Annotated in this window: 23 protein-coding genes; 20 read left to right on the plus strand and 3 right to left on the minus strand. The window is 40.5% G+C overall.

Annotation, left to right across the window (positions count from 1 at the left end; genetic code table 11):
* The first annotated feature begins 133 nt into the window (after positions 1 to 133).
* From K2F45_RS06710 to K2F45_RS06730, 5 genes are all read left to right on the plus strand, one after another.
* Positions 134 to 436, plus strand: a complete 303-nt coding sequence (locus tag K2F45_RS06710; RefSeq protein ID WP_075991495.1) for a hypothetical protein — start codon at positions 134 to 136, stop codon at positions 434 to 436.
* 237 nt (positions 437 to 673) lie between these two features.
* A complete protein-coding gene (locus K2F45_RS06715; protein ID WP_075991496.1) occupies positions 674 to 1,468 on the plus strand; it encodes a type IV toxin-antitoxin system AbiEi family antitoxin in 795 nt (264 codons plus the stop codon).
* 71 nt (positions 1,469 to 1,539) lie between these two features.
* The gene (locus tag K2F45_RS06720) at positions 1,540 to 2,382 is read left to right on the plus strand and encodes a nucleotidyl transferase AbiEii/AbiGii toxin family protein (RefSeq protein ID WP_216640448.1); all 843 of its coding nucleotides are present in this window, start codon (positions 1,540 to 1,542) and stop codon (positions 2,380 to 2,382) included.
* Between the two features lie 356 nt (positions 2,383 to 2,738).
* Entirely contained in the window at positions 2,739 to 3,083 is a 345-nt protein-coding gene (locus K2F45_RS06725; RefSeq protein WP_075991497.1) for a hypothetical protein, read from the plus strand.
* Between the two features lie 171 nt (positions 3,084 to 3,254).
* Positions 3,255 to 3,701, plus strand: a complete 447-nt coding sequence (locus K2F45_RS06730; RefSeq protein WP_083663515.1) for a nuclear transport factor 2 family protein — start codon at positions 3,255 to 3,257, stop codon at positions 3,699 to 3,701.
* 131 nt (positions 3,702 to 3,832) lie between these two features.
* Here the strand turns inward: K2F45_RS06730 and K2F45_RS06735 are convergent, their stop codons facing one another.
* On the minus strand, positions 3,833 to 4,414 hold the full coding sequence (locus K2F45_RS06735) for a macro domain-containing protein (RefSeq protein ID WP_248933200.1): 582 nt from the start codon (positions 4,412 to 4,414) through the stop codon (positions 3,833 to 3,835).
* A gap of 109 nt (positions 4,415 to 4,523) precedes the next feature.
* On the opposite strand from K2F45_RS06735, the gene K2F45_RS06740 reads away from it, so the two are divergent.
* The gene (locus tag K2F45_RS06740) at positions 4,524 to 4,970 is read left to right on the plus strand and encodes a nuclear transport factor 2 family protein (protein WP_248933201.1); all 447 of its coding nucleotides are present in this window, start codon (positions 4,524 to 4,526) and stop codon (positions 4,968 to 4,970) included.
* Between the two features lie 108 nt (positions 4,971 to 5,078).
* Here K2F45_RS06740 and K2F45_RS06745 read toward each other — a convergent pair whose 3' ends face one another.
* Entirely contained in the window at positions 5,079 to 6,314 is a 1,236-nt protein-coding gene (locus K2F45_RS06745) for a hypothetical protein (protein ID WP_146752976.1), read from the minus strand.
* Between the two features lie 44 nt (positions 6,315 to 6,358).
* On the minus strand, positions 6,359 to 6,970 hold the full coding sequence (locus K2F45_RS06750; protein WP_075991501.1) for a Crp/Fnr family transcriptional regulator: 612 nt from the start codon (positions 6,968 to 6,970) through the stop codon (positions 6,359 to 6,361).
* A 262-nt stretch (positions 6,971 to 7,232) separates the two neighbouring features.
* On the opposite strand from K2F45_RS06750, the gene K2F45_RS06755 reads away from it, so the two are divergent.
* The 14 genes from K2F45_RS06755 to K2F45_RS06820 all read left to right on the plus strand — a co-directional run bounded on the left by K2F45_RS06755 (position 7,233) and on the right by K2F45_RS06820 (position 18,540).
* Entirely contained in the window at positions 7,233 to 7,709 is a 477-nt protein-coding gene (locus tag K2F45_RS06755) for a c-type cytochrome (protein WP_070565751.1), read from the plus strand.
* A 59-nt stretch (positions 7,710 to 7,768) separates the two neighbouring features.
* Positions 7,769 to 9,757, plus strand: coding sequence for a Sec-dependent nitrous-oxide reductase (gene nosZ / locus K2F45_RS06760; protein ID WP_248933202.1), 1,989 nt, complete (start codon positions 7,769 to 7,771; stop codon positions 9,755 to 9,757).
* Between the two features lie 11 nt (positions 9,758 to 9,768).
* A complete protein-coding gene (locus K2F45_RS06765; protein ID WP_198386050.1) occupies positions 9,769 to 10,383 on the plus strand; it encodes a hypothetical protein in 615 nt (204 codons plus the stop codon).
* Complete coding sequence (locus K2F45_RS06770) at positions 10,370 to 10,819, plus strand: nitrous oxide reductase accessory protein NosL (protein WP_248933203.1); 450 nt, start codon at positions 10,370 to 10,372, stop codon at positions 10,817 to 10,819. Before K2F45_RS06765 ends, K2F45_RS06770 begins: the two co-directional genes overlap by 14 nt.
* 10 nt (positions 10,820 to 10,829) lie before the next feature.
* A complete protein-coding gene (locus K2F45_RS06775) occupies positions 10,830 to 12,080 on the plus strand; it encodes a nitrous oxide reductase family maturation protein NosD (RefSeq protein ID WP_070565743.1) in 1,251 nt (416 codons plus the stop codon).
* The gene (locus tag K2F45_RS06780) at positions 12,077 to 12,790 is read left to right on the plus strand and encodes an ABC transporter ATP-binding protein (RefSeq protein ID WP_075991503.1); all 714 of its coding nucleotides are present in this window, start codon (positions 12,077 to 12,079) and stop codon (positions 12,788 to 12,790) included. The genes K2F45_RS06775 and K2F45_RS06780 overlap by 4 nt, the downstream gene beginning before the upstream one ends.
* 7 nt (positions 12,791 to 12,797) lie before the next feature.
* Positions 12,798 to 13,565 carry an ABC transporter permease subunit gene (locus tag K2F45_RS06785; RefSeq protein WP_248933204.1) on the plus strand — a complete coding sequence of 256 codons (768 nt, stop codon included), beginning with the start codon at positions 12,798 to 12,800 and terminating at the stop codon, positions 13,563 to 13,565.
* Between the two features lie 29 nt (positions 13,566 to 13,594).
* The gene (ric, locus tag K2F45_RS06790; protein ID WP_075991505.1) at positions 13,595 to 14,521 is read left to right on the plus strand and encodes an iron-sulfur cluster repair di-iron protein; all 927 of its coding nucleotides are present in this window, start codon (positions 13,595 to 13,597) and stop codon (positions 14,519 to 14,521) included.
* A 14-nt stretch (positions 14,522 to 14,535) separates the two neighbouring features.
* Positions 14,536 to 15,363, plus strand: a complete 828-nt coding sequence (locus K2F45_RS06795; RefSeq protein WP_075991506.1) for a DUF2249 domain-containing protein — start codon at positions 14,536 to 14,538, stop codon at positions 15,361 to 15,363.
* A 1-nt stretch (position 15,364) separates the two neighbouring features.
* Positions 15,365 to 16,627, plus strand: coding sequence for a hypothetical protein (locus K2F45_RS06800; protein ID WP_075991507.1), 1,263 nt, complete (start codon positions 15,365 to 15,367; stop codon positions 16,625 to 16,627).
* Positions 16,628 to 16,664: 37 nt separating this feature from the next.
* Positions 16,665 to 16,994: a metal-sulfur cluster assembly factor gene (locus K2F45_RS06805; RefSeq protein WP_070565732.1), complete on the plus strand. Its 330-nt coding sequence runs from the start codon at positions 16,665 to 16,667 to the stop codon at positions 16,992 to 16,994.
* A gap of 285 nt (positions 16,995 to 17,279) precedes the next feature.
* The gene (locus tag K2F45_RS06810) at positions 17,280 to 17,666 is read left to right on the plus strand and encodes a hypothetical protein (protein ID WP_248933205.1); all 387 of its coding nucleotides are present in this window, start codon (positions 17,280 to 17,282) and stop codon (positions 17,664 to 17,666) included.
* Between the two features lie 542 nt (positions 17,667 to 18,208).
* A complete protein-coding gene (locus K2F45_RS06815; protein WP_248933206.1) occupies positions 18,209 to 18,367 on the plus strand; it encodes a hypothetical protein in 159 nt (52 codons plus the stop codon).
* 23 nt (positions 18,368 to 18,390) lie between these two features.
* Positions 18,391 to 18,540: a hypothetical protein gene (locus tag K2F45_RS06820; protein ID WP_248933207.1), complete on the plus strand. Its 150-nt coding sequence runs from the start codon at positions 18,391 to 18,393 to the stop codon at positions 18,538 to 18,540.
* The last annotated feature ends 161 nt before the right edge of the window (positions 18,541 to 18,701 follow it).

Raw genomic sequence — 18,701 nt, forward strand, 5'->3', positions numbered from 1 at the left:
TTTAGTTTTATTACAATCCATTTTACAATATTGTCAATTTTAAGAATAAAAAATTACAGATTATTACGGCTTCCCGTAAAAGTTATGCCTATGCGCCAAGGTGGCTAGCTACTGTATTAAAGAACATGTCAAGATGAGGAATGCTTTTGCATTTTATCTGACCTCTGGAGACTGGCTTTTACGAACCAAGATCAGTATTTTTAATACACTGAGTTTTGCCAATGAGAAGTTTTACGATCCTATCAAAGGCACTTTGCAGTTTGATGTGTCCGATCTGGTGCTGATTAAGCCCAGCGGGCGAAATCAGGTCCGCTTGCAAAGGCTGAAAAACAAATTGGATAAGCAAGAGATCGATGGCATCAAAAGATCGATTTTGGCCATTGGCGATGCTCCGGTTGTCTTAGGTGACTGGCAACAATCGGTGTGTTTTTTGTAGAGCGGAGGATCTCGGCGAGTCAATTCAGATAACATGATATCAATATGAGTTTTTTACATCCATTTCTCTAAAATCAGGAATAACGGTATTATGCTTGTTTTTCGAAAAGACATACTTGTTTATGTATTTCTTTATTATCGGCGAAAAACGCCGATAATATAAGTTTTGTTAAATAAATCAGTTTATGTATGTTTGATTTATCGGCGTTTTTCGCCGATAAATTTAAATAGTTTAAACATGAATATGTATTCTCAGAGAAGGAAAGATGTGTTAAAATTAGTGCCGGAGGGAGCTTTGGTTACCAGATCTTGGCTACAGCAGAATGATCTCACAGGTCATGCGATCGATAATTTATTGAAGAGTCGACTATTGGAAACTGTGAAAAATGGAGTATATAAACGTGAAGGGGCAGAAGTGGAATGGGGGGATATTGCCTATTTCCTGCAGAAACAGCTAGATACAGATCTAACCATTGGAGGCCTATCGGCTTTAGAACTTCAGAAACTGACCCATTATCTCCCGATGTCTAATCAACGCTTGATTCATTTATATGGCCGGGATAATCTTCCCATATGGATAAATAACCTTACAACAGGGATCAAATTTCTTAAGCATAGTTCTGGCTATTTATTTGGTAATAGTTTTGAAGATGAAAGGCCGCTAGCATTACTTGAGTTTACTAGAGCTTTCAGTTGGAAAAATACAAAGGAAGGCTTACGTATATCCATTCCTGAAAGAGCTATTTTGGAAGTGATGAATCAAGTTCCCCAAAATATATCATTTGAACATGCGGATGAATTAATGCAAGGATTAAATACGCTTTCTCCTAGGACACTCCAAAGATTATTGGAACTGTGCACAAATATCAAAGTTCGCAGGCTTTTCTTTTACCTTGCCGAGCGTCAAAATCATACCTGGTTTACAAAACTTCAATCTGAGAAAATAGATTTTGGATCTGGTAATCGTGTGATCGTCACAGGTGGGAAACTAAATAAGAAATATAAAATAACTGTTCCTGATTTTTATGGGTAAGAAAGAAGAATATGCCGAGCAGGTCCGTTTATTGATCCGATTGTTACCTATAATCGATAAAGAAGACTGTTTTGCACTTAAAGGCGGTACGGCTATTAATTTGTTTTTATAGAGATTTGCCAAGGCTTTCCGTAGACATCGATTTGTTGTATCTGCCAATGGAGGATCGCGACGCCTCTCTTGAAAATATCAGAGCTGCATTAGCGAGAATAACAGATTCCATAAAGAAATCGATTGCAGGTGCCCAAGTTCAAAATACAACACTACAACAGGATAATTCTTTACGAATAATAGTTTCACTTAATGATGTTCGTGTTAAAATAGAACTATCTCCTGTTATACGTGGAAGCCTTTTCCCAGCTGTCAGAATGGAAGTGCGACCGCAGGTTGAAAAAGAATTTGGTTATGCTGAAATGCTAGTTGCATCACACCCAGATCTGTATGCTGGTAAACTTTGCGCTGCCCTAGATCGTCAACATCCCCGTGATTTGTTTGATGTAAAACAGTTATACGAAAATGAAGGATTAACGGAAGAATTACGAAAAACATTTCTTGTATTTTTAATAAGTCATTTTCGACCGATGGCAGAACTGCTTAATCCAAACCGAAAAGATATCTCAGGTATATATGAAATGGAGTTTGCGCAAATGGCAGAAATTGAAGTTTCTTTAGAGGAGCTACTTTCTGTACGGGAGAAACTGATTGCAGATATCAACAAGGAGATGACTGATAGTGAACGTAAATTTTTACTCTCTGTCAAAAATAAGACACCTGATTGGGCACTCTTAGGATTGGACGCAACTTTAGTCTCGGAACTTCCTTCAGTGAAATGGAGATTAATCAATTTAAATAAAATGTCAGAGAATAAACACGTTACCGCTTACAAAAATCTAGAAGCTGTCCTATATCCTTAAAATCAAGCTGAATAGGAGAGATATGGCTTTTTTACGTCAAAAGGGCCTGATTTTCATCAGACCCTTTCTGTTAGCGTTTATTTGTACAATAATTTTTATGTTTCCTATCGTTTCCTCTTTTTTGTTTCGTCATCCAATGCTTTTAAAGACTATTGGATTTTCACTGTACGACGCCAATTTTTATGTTGAACCTTTCTTTCGAAAGGTAGCTTGTAGCCGGTTTGTATTGTAAGAACAACAGTCAATTTGAAATAGTTTTATTGGAGTAATTTTTTTTGTTAACTTGATATGACGGCAGCTGTCTCAATAAAGTATTTTAAAAGTACATAGCATTTCAACCGTCGGATTACTGTTATATGAAAAATCGTTATATCATTACGCCAAAAGACAAAAGGGCAGAAGAGTTATTGGATTTTAATGAAGCTGGAGATCATCATTTGATCCAGTTAGTTCTCTCAGAGTCGCAATTTTATCAATTAGATGCTTTTGGTGTATTTTCAGATTTGAATAATATGCTAGGCTGTTTAATAGATGATTTTGAAGACGATGCTATTACGAATAAGCAACAGTTGGAGGAAGGGTTAAAATATTTAAAAAATGTAAGGTTAAAAGATGATCGTATTCAGGAGCTTATGGAAGAAATTATTTGCCTGTTTGAAGAAGCTTTGAAAAGGCAAACTGGCGTTTATTTTTTCTTTTAATAGGAACTTGGTTATTTTTAAATTGCTAAAATAAAATTCACCTCCCCATTTCCGCCATTCACCGAGTTTTCCCGATCGTTGGTCTAAAGCCGATAGGCTGGGAGCCTATTGTGTTGTAGTTTTGAGTCAACAAATAAGAACAACAGAACTAACACAATAAAAAAAGACATTATGAGAACACTAGTAAAAACATTCGCAGCAGCAGCTTTAATCGCAGTATCAACTTTCGCTATGGCAGCTGAAGGACCTGGAGCAAAAGCAACAAAAGCAAACGTTAACCTTTCCACTGCGGACTTCGCTTTAGAGCACTATGTTGCAGTAACTACAGAGGGCGAATCAGCAGGAGTAGAGCAGTTATTCGCCGAAGATTTTAATCAAAAGATCCAAGCTACCAATGCGCAGTCTAACAGCCGTAGCGAAGTGGTTAAATCCTTGAAAAAACAAAAAGGTGAAAAGCTAAACTGTACAGTAAGCACAGATATCATTGAGGAATCGGCAGACTATATGGTCGCTAAAGTAACGTTGAAATTTGAAAACTTCACCAAAACAGATTTAGTTACCTTGGAGCGTGTGGGTAATGACTGGAAAGTATCTAAATCGATCAATTCATATAAGTAGTATCCAATAACTGGTGGTTTGTCAATTATAAAAAGGCAGACCACTAGTGAATCATATGTTTATTTAAGGCCACGTCGTGAGATGTGGCTTTTTTAGTTTTGTCCACTTGCTACTAATTGTCAATTATTTTTTTAAATATTTCTATAATTTTCTACAACGATAAGATCAATATCATCATAATCTTTGGCAACCCTGTTAATAGTAGCTTTTACATCGTCCCAAACTAAACCACCTAACCCGGCCCCAATTTTTGGCAGGGCTATTTTTTCGATGCCATTTTGGCGGGCATATACAAGCATTTTGAGAAGAGAATCTTCAATTGCTTTAAGTTCTGCTTTGGTTTTCCAGGTCTTTTGAGTGCCAAGATTGAAAACAGTGCCTTCACCATAGTCGTAAGAAAAAACATCCCCAAGAGAGAAATCACCATCTTTACAACGCTTTTTATATTCCAAATACATTTGATTATATTTTTCTTTGAATTGTAAAGCGATTCCTTTCCCCATTGCTCCAGCGCAATTACAACCATGAGCATAATTTTTTACATCAGGTAAATTGAATATATTTCCAGAATCTAGATACGTGACCATTTTCTTTTTTTTAATGCGTAATAAAGTCCAATCATTCAGCTTGGAAGTCGAATTGTTGGGAGGATGAAGATGAACAAAATTATCCTGAAATGCAACTTGCTTCACCTCCCTATTCCCTCCATTCACCGAGTTTTCCCGATCGTTAGTCTAAAGCCCGTAGGCTAGGGGCGTATTGTGTCGTAGTTTTGAGTCAACAAATAAGAACTAAAAACTAACACAATAAAATAAAGACATTATGAAAACGCTAGTAAAAACATTCGCAGCAGCAGCTTTAATCGCAGTATCTACTTTCGCTATGGCAGCTGAAGGACCAGGAGCAAAAGCAGCAAAAGCTAACATTAACCTTTCTACAGCAGACTTCGCTTTAGAGCACTATGTTGCGGTAACTACAGAGGGAGAATCAGCAGGAGTAGAGCAGTTATTTGCATCTGATTTTAATCAAAAGATCCAAGCTATCAATGCGCAGTCTAACAGCCGTAGCGAAGTGGTTAAATCCTTGAAAAAACAAAAAGGTGAAAAGCTAAACTGTACGGTAAGCACCGAAATCCTTGAGGAGTCGGCGGATTATATGGTAGCCAAAGTGACGTTGACGTTTGAAAACTTTACCAAAACAGACCTAGTGACTCTTGTACGTGAAGGTAATGACTGGAAAGTATCTAAATCGATCAATTCGTATAAATAAGAGCCATCTCAAATAAATATATAAATGTTGTAGAGCCATGTCGAGAGATGTGGCTTATTTTCTAGCTATTTCATGATCGATCATCTCTCATGGCTTATGCTAATAGCATCATTTGCGTAATTGGGTTTGCGTTATCCTGTAGAGGCTGACAACAATAATAGCTGCAGCGACCGTCAGCACATGATGTGTTCCCCTGATAGAATAATGTATAAATCCACCGAGCCCCTGCAACATTAACACAAATTCATTCAAAAAGATTCCAACAAGTAAGCCATAAACGCCATAGTGAATGCCTTTTTCGATTTTTAACATACAAATCTGAAAAGCATACCCAATTAAAAAGAGTGATATTACCACCAAAAGGACGAGGTGAAGATAAGCAATAACAATTGGTCGAAATCCATAAGCTTGTTGGCTCAGAGCAGGTATGACCGATATGCCTTGCAATATCAGTTTGAGAAAAATGGCAAACAGGACACATAACCAAATTTTAGATGTATCGGGGCTTAAGCGGAGTGAAATATTGCTTCGGACCAGTCGGACGACTCGTTGTGCTAATGTTCCCCACAGGACAAATTGCAATCCGACTGTAATGACTATAATAATATATAGCCACAGGGGTAAACCCTTCCACCATAGAACAGATAAGAAATAGGTTGGTATAACAGTCATGACATACACGAGCGAAAAACGCGGACTTATTGGTATTTTACCAGTACGTTTATACAGCCAACTGGCAAACAGAGCAATACAGCCAAAGAAAAACCAGCCATTATACTGAAAATGAAGATAAAAATAGACTGATGCAAGCTGTTTTAATGGATCCAGTTGGTGGCTCACTTTGAGATATGCCAGAAAATAGGTCCCTAGTGAACTAAATATATTGAAAAATAGTGCCGACTTAATTAAGATCGAAATGGCCGGAGGAAGTGTCGATGATTTAAGATCCCGCACTAATTGAAAGCAGAACCAATAAGAGACAAGTATCGATAAAAAGGATAATATAATCGAACATAGGTTATAGCCAGCAGCTGAAAAGGAAATAAGCATGCCTATCGAAACCGTCCAATTAGCCCATAGGATATGCTGATATTTCCTGCACAAAATCTGATTGGTTTTTATTCCCAGAACGGTCATTATGAGAAAAATCATAAGAGCTTGGGATACCCAGGCGGAAAAAGCAAAATGCGAATGCGCATGCATGAGGTTTTTCTGGTCGATCCAAGGAATGGGAAATAAAAATTTTAAGCGCATAATCAACCCGAAAATACCTACAATAAGTAAATTGAATAGGGTGATGACGATCCATTTCCTGATACTTAAATAGCTACTGATTTTATTCATACGTTGATTTCTTTCCGATAGCTGAAACATCGTTGTTTCAAGCTTCAATCAATACCATCGGCCGGAACAAAAACTTTTCCGCGGATAATGTTCAATTTATCTTCCTTGTCCATTTGCTTCATTGTCCGGATGATTGTTTCTACTCTTAACCCGGTCATATTAGCCAATTGTTGGCGCGTAAGCATAAGTCGGTTGCATTCCTGACAAACGAGTCTCTTGCTTTCATTTAACTTTTGGATCAGATTGGAGAGGATCTCCTCCGGTGAACGATTGTAAATTAATTTGATCATAAAGAGTTTAAAGTGTAGTTCGCGCGCCATCTTTTGTGATACCAAACGATGTAGGTTGCCATATTCATATATGATTTCGATGAATTTTTTCGAACTGATCTTCAGTAATGTACATGAACTGTCGGTAATTGCCGTCACTGTATAAACTCCATTGTCCAATATCGCTACTTCTCCAAAGCCCTCATTGGCACAGATAACATTGTGGAGGACCTCCCTACCGTCTGATAAGAAATTAGAAAGACGAACTCGCCCGCTTAACAACTGATAATAAAATGTGGCCATGCTATCCTCATGAAAAAGTATTTCACCAATATCGGCATGTAGGCTGCTCGCTCCCTTTTCGAGAAGTATTGCGGTTGGAATCATCGTTCGATATAAGTTAGTTTTTACTACACAGCGTAAAGATATAGTAGTGTCACAAAATAGATCTTGATGTTGATCACGGGAATGAGTGATGAAAATCAATTTGGTGTTAATGTGCTTATATATAGTGTTTTATTGTTTTTGATTGATGGTTTGTTCTCACCGGAATCATTTTATGATTTGCCTCATAAAATGGCTACACGCTTCGATAATACCTTTGGATTAAGTAAAACACAATCAAGTTTGAACACAAAACCAAAATAAGATGAGAAAGCTAATTGTATGTTGTTTGATGGGATTATTTATCTATTCCTGTTCCTCAAACAATGGCGAGAAAAAGACCGTTGCCAACAGTGTTAATGAATCTGGGGCTTCGGCAAATGACGCCAGTGGATATGATCCTCACCGCGGTGAGGGAAAATTTGACAAAGTGGAAATCGCTGACCATTTGGATGCACCAATGGCCGCAGCCGGAAAATTGATTGTTGACCTGAAATGTGCTTCCTGCCACAAGCTAACCGACGAGAAACTAGTCGGGCCAGGATGGAAAGGTGTGACACAACGGAGAAAACCACAGTGGATCATGAATTTTATCACTAATCCTGATCCGATGATCGATAAGGATCCGGAATTACAGGCGCAACTTGAACTATGCATGGTCCGGATGCCTAACCAAAATCTAACGGACGAGGAAGCCCGAAAGGTATTGGAGTTTATGCGACAAAATGATGGTGTAAAATAATAAAAGCTGAATAAGAATCAACAAAGCTGCATAGGTATTAACCTTAAAATAAGAATAGAATGACTTTAACAAAATACATATTGACGAGCCTAATGGCGAGCGCGGTGTTATCGACTTTCCATGCCTGTAAACCCAAAGGAGCGGGAGCCGCCGTGAGTGGTGATGCCGCTGAGAAGGTATATGTTGCCCCAGGGAAATACGATGAATTCTACAATTTCGTATCCGGGGGATTTAGTGGGCAGCTCTCCGTTTATGGACTTCCATCCGGCAGATTATTGCGTGTAATACCCGTTTTTTCACTAGATCCCGAAAAGGGCTGGGGTTTTAGTGAAGAAACTAAACCGATGCTCGAAACGTCCCATGGCAATGTACCTTGGGATGATTTACACCACGTGCAGCTTTCGAAAACCGATGGAAACTACGACGGCCGCTGGGTATTTGTCAATGCCAACAATACCCCCCGTATTGCCCGGGTGGATCTGACAACTTTTCGTACGGCTGAAGTACTCGAACTCCCCAACAGCGGTGGAAACCACTCTTCGCCGTACATTACTGAAAATACCGAATATGTTGTTGCAGGAACGCGATTTTCGGTTCCGCTGGACGGTGAGTCGGGCGATGTACCTATCAATACCTTTAAAAAGAATTTTCGCGGAACATTGAGCTTTGTCAGCGTCAATAAGGATAATGGCAACATGGAATTGGCTTTTCAGATTGAGACACCCGGTGTAAACTATGACCTGAGCCGAGCCGGTAAAGGGACTTCTCATGGTTGGTTCTTCTTCTCCACCTACAATACCGAACAGGCAAATACATTGCTGGAGGTCAATGCATCCAAAAATGACAAAGACTTTATATTGGCCGTCAACTGGAAAAAAGCCGAAGAGTATTTGAAAGCCGGAAAAGGGAAAAAGGTTACCGGGTTGAAGTATGCCCATAACACTTACGACGAGAAATCACATACCGCAAAAACATCTTTTAATACAGAAACGATCGTATTGAAGGCAGAGGAGCTGGAGGGGCTATGCTACTATATCCCTTGCCCAAAATCTCCGCACGGTGTCGACGTTGATCCTACAGGCGAATATATTGTAGGGTCGGGTAAACTGGCTGCGGTCATACCTGTATTCTCGTTCGCTAAGATACAGAAAGCAATCCAGGAAAAACAATTCGAAGGAAAATTCGGTGGTATCCCAATTATCAAATACGAATCTGCGCTGTACGGCGAAGTCCAAAAACCTGGCTTGGGCCCACTGCATACAGAATTTGATGGCAGAGGAAATGCAATCACGTCATTCTTTGTGTCTTCCGAATTGGTGAAATGGAATATTAAGGATTTAAAGGTGCTCGACCGTACACCAACATTTTACTCAACAGGCCATTTAATGATACCTGGTGGAGATACCAAAAATCCAGAAGGCAAATATGTCATCGCCTATAATAAGATTACGAAAGACCGCTTTCTCCCTACAGGACCGGAGTTGGCTCAGAGTGCCCAATTGTTTGATATTTCGGGAGACAAAATGCAATTGTTGTTAGACTTTCCGACCATTGGTGAACCACATTATGCGCAAGCTATCAAAGCGGAGAAAGTGAAAGACAAAAGTGTGAAGATTTTTAAAATTGAAGAAAATACCAGCCCATTTGTTGCCAAAGGAGACAAAGATGCACGCGTTGAACGTAAAGGTAACCAGGTACATGTATACCTGACATCCATCCGTTCACACTTCACTCCGGACAATATCGAGGGTGTACAACTAGGCGATGAAGTCTATTTCCATGTGACCAATATTGAGCAGGACTGGGATATGCCGCATGGCTTTGCTGTCAAAGGCGCAAAGAATGGAGAATTGCTCATTATGCCGGGAGAGACACAGACATTGAAATGGGTTCCAGATAGAGTAGGTGTATTCCCGTTCTACTGTACGGATTTTTGTAGCGCGTTACACCAAGAGATGCAGGGGTATATCCGTATCTCAAAAAAAGGAAACAATGTTCCGTTGATTTATAGTCTGGGAACCAATCAACCGCAAGAGAAGACCAATTAATATAACCTACAATGATGAAAACTACAAGTCACCTGTCAGCAGTACATCGGATTCTTTTGATCCTGAGTGGCCTGGCCCTGGTAGCGGTCATCTTCCTACCCATCTGGCGTATTGAGCTCGACGCAGCACAATACCCAGAAGGGCTAGAACTACAGATCTATAGCAACAAGTTGGCCGGACAAGTTGATATTATCAATGGACTGAACCACTATATCGGGATGAAAACGCTACATGCGGAAGATTTCATAGAATTTAAGGTCTTGCCCTATATCATCTTATTTTTTGCGCTTGCTTTTTTGCTTACCGGTTTCGTACAGAATAGAAAACTGCTCTATGGCTTATTCTTTTGTTTTCTGCTTTTTGGAGTCGCAGCCCTGGTTGACTTTTATATCTGGGAATACAACTATGGGCATCAGCTCGATCCATCTGCACCGATAAAAGTTCCCGGAATGTCTTATCAGCCACCACTGATCGGATACAAACAGCTTTTAAATTTTGGCGCCTATTCTATACCTGATATCGGGGGATGGATCTTTATACTCTGTGGAATTATCTTGGCCTTTTGTACAGTGCGGGAGTGGCAAAATAATAAAACCCTAAAACTAAAATCATATGAGAAATTATAAATTATTTGCGTTGATCTGTAGTAGTATATTGCTGGTTCTATGTAGTTTGCAGGCCTGTCAGGGCAACAATAAACCCAAGCCTATTAAATACGGTAGCGAGCAATGTGCCCACTGTAAGATGACAATAACGGACGCGCGTTTTGGTACGCAGCTGCAGACAAAAAAGGGACGGGTCTTTAATTTTGATGACGTACAATGTATGATCGCCTTTGTCAAAGGGAACTCGGTCAAAAAAGAAGAGATTACCGTTTATTACCTGCCGGATTATGTTAGCCATAAGCTCGTACCGGCTGAAGGTGCATATTATCTCAAAAGTGAAGCCTTGAAAAGCCCAATGCGAGGCAATGTTGCTGTATTTGAAAAACGGGTGGAACTGGATAAGGTCAAAGCAGAGATCGGTGGCACGGTGATGACCTGGAATGATCTGTGGAAATAAATGAATAACAATGAAGAATCTAGCTTTAGCGTTGTACTGTGCAATGGCTTGTCTTTGGCTCGTAAACGTGCCTGTATCGGCGACAACCATCCAGGTAGGAAAGGGGCAGTCGGTCAGAACAATAAAGGCTGGCTTAGCACAAGCGAAATCAGGTGATACCGTTTTAGTAGCGGCGGGTGTGTATAAGGAGGGGAATATTGTTATTGATAAGGCAATTTTCCTGAAAGGCCTGGGAAAACCTGTGCTGGACGGCGAGAAAAAATATGAACCGCTCTCGATCAAATCACCGCAGGTTACTGTTCAAGGCTTTTTAATACAGCATTCGGGACATTCTTCCATGAATGATATTGCCGGTATTAAAATTTACAATACAGCGCATATCAAAATTTTTGACAATGAGCTCGTGGACAATTTTTTCGGGATCTATGCGCAGAATGCTACAAACGTTGAAATACGGGGCAATATCCTCAAAGCTTTTGGTACAGCGGAGCAGCTGATTGGTAATGGTATTCATGCTTGGAAATCAGATAGTTTAAGTGTTGAAAATAATGAAGTGTCTGGACATAGGGACGGTATTTATCTTGAGTTTGTGACCCATACTCGAGTACAGGGCAATCTTTCTGAAAAAAATCTGCGCTATGGTCTCCATTTTATGTTTTCCCATGAGAACAGTTACATCTCAAACACCTTTCGCAGCAATGGTGCAGGTGTAGCTGTTATGTATACCAAGCATGTCCATATGGAAAACAATAATTTCGAAGAGAATTGGGGCGATGCCGCCTATGGATTGTTGCTCAAAGATATTTCCGATAGTCAGATCATCAACAATCAGTTTAGCCGCAATACCACGGGTATTTTTATGGAAGGATCGAATCGTATCCATATTGAACATAACAATTTTAAGAGCAACGGATGGGGGCTCAAGATTCAGTCGAGCTGTATGGACAATGTGCTTAAAGACAATAATTTTCTTCAGAATACCTTTGATGTTGCCACCAATGGTACCCTTACACTCAACAGCTTTGTGCATAACTATTGGGACAAATACGAGGGATACGATCTGGACAAAGACGGATTTGGGGATATCCCTTTTCGTCCCGTAAGCCTATTCTCGATGATGGTTGAGCGCTATCCTTCGGCGATGTTACTTTTTCGAAGTTTTATGGCCATGTTGTTCGACCGGACTGAAAAGCTATTACCAAGTCTGACACCCGAGGGGCTTAAAGACGATAAGCCTCGCATGAAATCAATAAAAGTATGATTAGTATCCAGCAGTTAACGAAAAGCTTTGGAAAATTCAATGCATTAAAGGGCATTGATCTGACCTTGAATGGCGGCGAATGCGTTGCCTTAATTGGCCCCAATGGCAGTGGTAAGACTACTTTGATCAAGTCTGTCCTAGGTATGGTCATGCCGAGTGCCGGACGGATCACTTTTGAAGGACAGGACATTGGACAGCAATGGGCTTATCGGAACCATATCGGCTATATGCCGCAGATCGGTCAATATCCTGAGAATATGTCCATCAAACAGGTCCTGGATATGATCAAAGATATCCGTAAACAGCCCCAGACGGATTCGGATCTTTATCAGGCTTTTGGCGTGGACAAGCTGTTGGAAAAACGGATGGCAACGCTTTCCGGTGGCACAAGACAAAAAGTAAGTGCCTGTATCGCATTTATGTTTGACCCCAAAGTACTCATCCTGGATGAACCTACAGCAGGACTGGATCCTCTGTCTACCGAAATTCTCAAGGATAAAATCAAAAAAGAAATCGGACGCGGTAAACTGATCATCATCAGTTCCCATGTGCTTAGTGATCTCGATGAATTTGTATCGCAGATTGTCTTTCTGCAGGAAGGAGAGCTGAAGTTTCATAAGAGTTTGCAGCAATTAAAAGAAGATACAGGTACTGAAAAGCTATCTAAAGCAATCGCTTATTTGATGCAGAACCGCGACCTGTCTAATTAGAGAAAAGATGAATAAAATTATACGCTACGTTTTTGTGGATCTCTTGCGCAACAAGACCATTTTATGCTACACCATATTACTCTTTGTACTTTCCATGACGGTCTATAGCATGGAGGACAACTATGAAAAGGGATTACTCAGTCTACTGAATATTGTGTTGTTTGTAGTTCCGCTGATGAGTATCATTTTTTCAGGCATCTATATCTACCAGAGTTCCGAGTTTATCAATTGCCTTGTCAGTCAGCCTTTGCAACGGCAAAGCATTTGGGGCAGCCTGTATGTGGGTCTGGCAGGTACACTTAGTTTAGCTTTTTTTATTGGCGTTGGCATACCAACTTTTATCTATGCATTTAGCTCTTCGGGAATTACTTTGGTCGGTTGCGGACTGTTACTTTCTTTGATTTTCGTTTCGATCGCGATGTGGACATCTGTATTGATCAGAGATAAGTCGAAGGGGATAGGATTGGCAATTTTGCTTTGGCTTTATTTCACGCTGCTTTTTGACGCACTGGTGCTTTTCATCCTATTTCAGTTTGCGGATTATCCCATCGAACATGGAATGGTTGCACTGTCCATGCTCAATCCCATCGATATCTGTCGCATCCTTATTTTATTACAGGTCGATCTATCCGCGATGATGGGCTATACAGGGGCGATATTTCGGGATTTCTTCGGTAATACATTCGGCATTGCGATCACCCTGTTGGTCATGTTGCTCTGGTGCCTCATTCCTCTAGGGCTATCTATTCGCTATTTTAAGAAAAAGGATTTATAATAATTTATTGACCATTTAATACTATTATCATGATTAAATCACCGTTATTGGAGGTTTTCAATATAGAACCTCGACTTAAACACCCGACCATATTTGATCACTTCGATGCCCTGGATTCGGGCGAGTCATTTATTATCAAAAACGATCATGATCCTAAACCGCTCTATTATCAGTTGCTGGGTGAACGTGGAAAGGATCTCATTTGGAATTATCTTGAATCGGGGCCCGAATACTGGCAGGTTCGCCTTGGCAAACCGCTCGAAAGCGAAACACTGGAAACCGTTGGCCATATTGCTGCCAAGGATATCCGCAAGGCCGAAGTTTTAAAACAGCTTGGGGTAGATTTTTGTTGCGGTGGTAAGCAGACGCTTAAGGAGGCCGCTCATAGTGTTGGTCTCGATGAAATTGAATTGCGCAGACGGTTAAACCAATCCGAAGAGCTTCCTATAGCCGGCCCACCGCTAAATTTTAAAGATTGGGATATCGATTTTTTAAGTGATTATATTAAGAATGTTCATCATCGGTATGTCCGGGAAAAAGGACCGATTATTCAGGAACTTGCACATAAAGTGGCCGATGTGCATGCACAGCAGCATCCCGAGCTGGTCAACTTGTCCAAAGAACTCGATGCCTTTCTTGATGACCTTTACCATCATTTGGATAAAGAGGAGAAGCAGCTCTTTCCGGCAACCAAGAATGAACAAGAATTGACCAGCAAACAGGTAGAGCAGCTCATTCAATTTTTGATTTCCGAACACGAAGATTCAGGAAAGGAACTTCAGCAGTTGCGCAAAATTACCCAAAATTACACATTGCCAGCCAATGCCTGCAATTCCTACACGTCATTATTTTCACAGATCGAATCTTTCGAATCCGATCTTTTGCAGCATATCCACCTGGAGAATAATATTTTATTTCCAAAGTTGCTCGCGAGCTACGGTGTTCAAATGAATTAAAAACTAGAAAAGCCATGCGGATAAACCAGCATACCAAGATTTCAGAACTGATCAGCTATAATGACTTAAGCATTGAAGCCATTGCAGCTATTGCCAAACCCTTGCGTAAGATCCGGATCCCGGTGTTGCGTCGGATACTGGCCCCTCGGGTCTCCATAGGCGAAGCAGCAAAAATTGGCGGATGTTCGGTTGCAGATTTTCGTGCTGCGCTGGTACCGCTCGGCTTTATTTGGATGTCAGATGGAGCTGAGAAAGTCAATGATCCATTCGATGCAGCAGAGCGGCCAAGTTGGATGGATGATGCAGCAGTGACGGTTGTATTCGATGTGAGACCCCTATTGGAAATGGGGCAAGATCCATTAAAAGATATTTTTCAGTTGTATCGCTCACTCGTCGCAGGAGGGATTCTTTGCATCAGCAATTCATTTGTCCCCATTCCATTAATTAGGCGTATGGAGGAGCGTGGAGTGCCAAGCTATAGCCACGAATGGGCGGAGGGCGAATTCAGAAGTTACTTTTATAAAAAAGATACAGTGCTGTCCGTTCAGCCTGCTGAGGGCGATCATATTTCATTTGTGCCGAAACGACTTTTTGAGCAGAAATTAGCGCGACTTTCCGCGCTTCAACTTGTTACATTGGATGTCAGGACATTGCCTATGCCGCAGCCCATGGAATCAATTCTTGAGGCCCTTGCTCAACTGAAAGCCGATGAGGTTGTCTATGTAAAACATCGGAAGGTTCCGCTCCATTTACTAGAAGAACTGGATCATTTTTCTTATCGGATTTTCATCCATGAACAACATCCTGGAGATGTCCATCTGTTAATTTACCCCGTTAAATAAAATGGCACATATTGCTATTCATAAGAGCCCAGAAGCGTATGCTGTATTGCCGTTTTTTATCACTGCGGGCATTTTTTTTCTACTGTTCAGCTTCCTCTTGGTTTTTAGCGGGGGGCAGCTCTTTGGGCACCATTTTCAACCAAAAGTGCTGGCAATCGTCCATAGCCTAGCACTAGGTTGGGGCACGATGGTGATTTATGGAGCGGCGTATCAGCTGGTGCCGGTTATTTTTGAACGTTCACTTCGCTCTTCCAAATTGGCATTTTTCAGTTATATCCTATTGACATCGGGAACCTGTGTGTTGATTTATAGTTTCTGGTATTTCAAGATCGGTTTACTCATGTGCGTTGGAGGGCTATTGATTACGCTCAGCTCCTACCTGTACTTCTACTTGCTGTGGATGACGACTAAAGATGTGGAGCATCTATTTGAACTACGCCTTTATTTTACGTTCTCGGCCTTCTGGCTTTGTTTTACAACCACCTTAGGCCTTTTGCTTGCCATTAATTTAGCCCATGGTTTTCTAACAAAAAGTCACCTCGATATCCTAAAGCTACACGCCCACGTCGGTATTGTTGGTTGGTTTTTGCAGTTGATCCTGGGAGCGGGAGCGAAGATGCTGCCGATGTTTCTCTTGGGACAATCCACCAAAACAAAGTGGCTTTATGTTTCGGTCATTTTGATAAACCTTGGATTGGTACTTTTTTTATTGGACGGATACAGCCATCCTGTGGGATTAAGATCTCTTACCTTTGGAGCAATAGTGCTATTGGGAGTAGTTTGCTGGGCCGTTTTTGTCGTGGATTGTTTTGTGCACCGGGCGCGTAAGGTACTGGATATTCCGATGAAACATAGTTTCATTTCCTTTTTGAGTTTATTGTTCGCGTTTCTCACCTTACCTATGGTTGTCCGGCAGGAGTCTGGTAATTGGGTGAATTTATATGCCGTATGGGTGTTTTTTGGATGGTTAACGGGTATTATTTTAGGGATGACCTATAAGACCCTGCCTTTTATGATCTGGAATTGGCGCTATAAAGATCTCAATGGCATCAAAAAAATACCTTTGCCCAAGGAACTTTATAGTCAGCGATTACTTTCTATACAATATTATCTTTACCTAGTGGCGCTTGTCGTCATGGCGGTTGCTGTAGCCGGTCGATTCAGGTGGGCATTATACTGTGCAGCCTGGCTTTGGGCAGCACTTGCTGCTGTTTATGTTGTCAATGTCGGAAAAGTAGTTTTTCATCAAAGAAAAAGTAAATAAACTACGCACCTCGCCTATATATTTAATGAAAGATACCATGAAAATTGATCTAACAAAACCGGAGGCTTCCGATCAGTTAAAAGCTGTTCAGGTATTGATGCTTGTGATGGATCCCGAATTGGGGATCAACATCGTAGATATGGGCTTAATTTATGATATTAATTTAACCGATCCCAGTCGTATTGTTGTTACCATGACGTTATCTTCATCCTATTGCCCGATGGGCGACTCTATCGTTCATGGCGTTGAAAAAACATTGCAACAGCAATTTCCACAGCGGGCAATAATTATCGAGCTCGTTTGGGATCCTATTTGGACTCCCGATCGGATCAGCGAAGAGGGAAAGAGCCTATTGGAACGAGAATGATTTCTTGAAGAATAAATTCACCTCCCCATTCCCGCCATTCACCGAGTTTTCCCGATCGTTGGTCTAAAGCCGATGGGCTAAGGGCGTATTATGTCGTAGTTTTGAGTCAACAAATAAGAACAACAGAACTAACACTATAAAATAAAGACATTATGAACCATCATGAGTGCTTAAAAATGGCACTCATGATAGCTTTATCACCAATCAAAAAACAAATCATTTCGATAAAAAACTTTAGTAAAAACATTCGCAGCAGCAGCTTTAATCGCAGTATCAACATTTGCTATGGCAGCTGAAGGACCTGGAGCAAAAGCAACAAAAACAAACGTTAACCTTTCCACAGCAGATTTCGCTTTGGATCACTATGTTGCGGTAACTACGGAGGGAAAATCAGCAGGAGTAGAACAGTTATTCACCGAAGATTTTAATCAAAAGATCCAAGCAACAAATGCGCAGTCTCATAACCGTGAAGCGGTTATCAAATCTCTGAAAAAACAAAAAGGCGAAAAGCTAAACTGTACAGTAAGCACCGATATCATAGAAGAATCGGCAGACTATATGGTTGCAAAAGTGACTTCGAAATTTGAGAATTTTACCAAGACTGATCTAGTTAACTTGGAGCGTGTGGGCAATGACTGGAAAGTATCCAAATCGATCAATTCGTATAAATAAGAGCGATTTTAAATAAATGTATATGTAGTAGAGCCACGTCGAGAGATGTGGCTTTTTTTATTGTATGGATGTCCATCGGCTCAAGTTTTCGGTAGATGTATTCTACCGCTTACATTGGGTACTTTTCATTCAAATAACCTTTGAATGAAGCCTAAGTTTGTGTAAGAATTAACAACAACAGTATTATGGAAAATCAAATACTTTCAAAAAAAGCACGATCTGATCTCACAAGTCGGTTAAAATAGAATTACTTCTAATCGGATAATTAAATATTGCATTAATTGTCTATATTCGAAAACGGCCCATATTCTTATGGCAGTAACTTTATTAACAATCTAAATTTTATTTTATGTGGAGTTTAATTTTATACTTTTTGTTTGGTATTGGTCAGCCGTCTAATTCCCAATCAAGCGTGGGAATAGCAATAGTACAATCGGCAGATTCTAATCAATCTGATGAGCCAGGAGACAATGGGGGTGAAACAAGTACGCCAAGACCACCAAAAGGCAAGTAATGATAATTTTTAATCAAGAATTAATTTTATGTGGAGTTTAATTTTATACTTTTTATTTGGTATTGGCCAACCTGCCAATATAAATTCGTCAGGAAACAGTTCTACGGTTAATATAATAGCGGACGATAATCCTAATGATGGCGACGGAGGAGATGTTGGTACCATCCGCCCTCCTAAAGGGAAGTAGCAGTAATTTTAATATCAATTAATATGTGGAGTTTAATTTTATACTTTTTATTCGGTATTGGTCAGCCTGCCAATGCTCAGAAACCGACTGTACAGGTCGCAGTTTCATCCGAAGCGGATCAACCAGGTGATAATGGTGGTGAAACGGGGACGGTTCGTCCTCCAAGAAAGTAAAGTGATTACTAAGGCTATATTTGGAAAAAAATAGCCTTAGTAATTATGTCGATATCATAGGAAGGCGATGTCCCAAGGTAAGCTGTTCAATCTGTTTTTGATTAAGTTTAATGTTTCTAAAATCAGGTAATCAGGGGGAAGCTGGCTAGATTCAAAGAGGC

The organism is Sphingobacterium siyangense (assembly GCF_023277505.1).
GTDB lineage: Bacteria > Bacteroidota > Bacteroidia > Sphingobacteriales > Sphingobacteriaceae > Sphingobacterium > Sphingobacterium siyangense.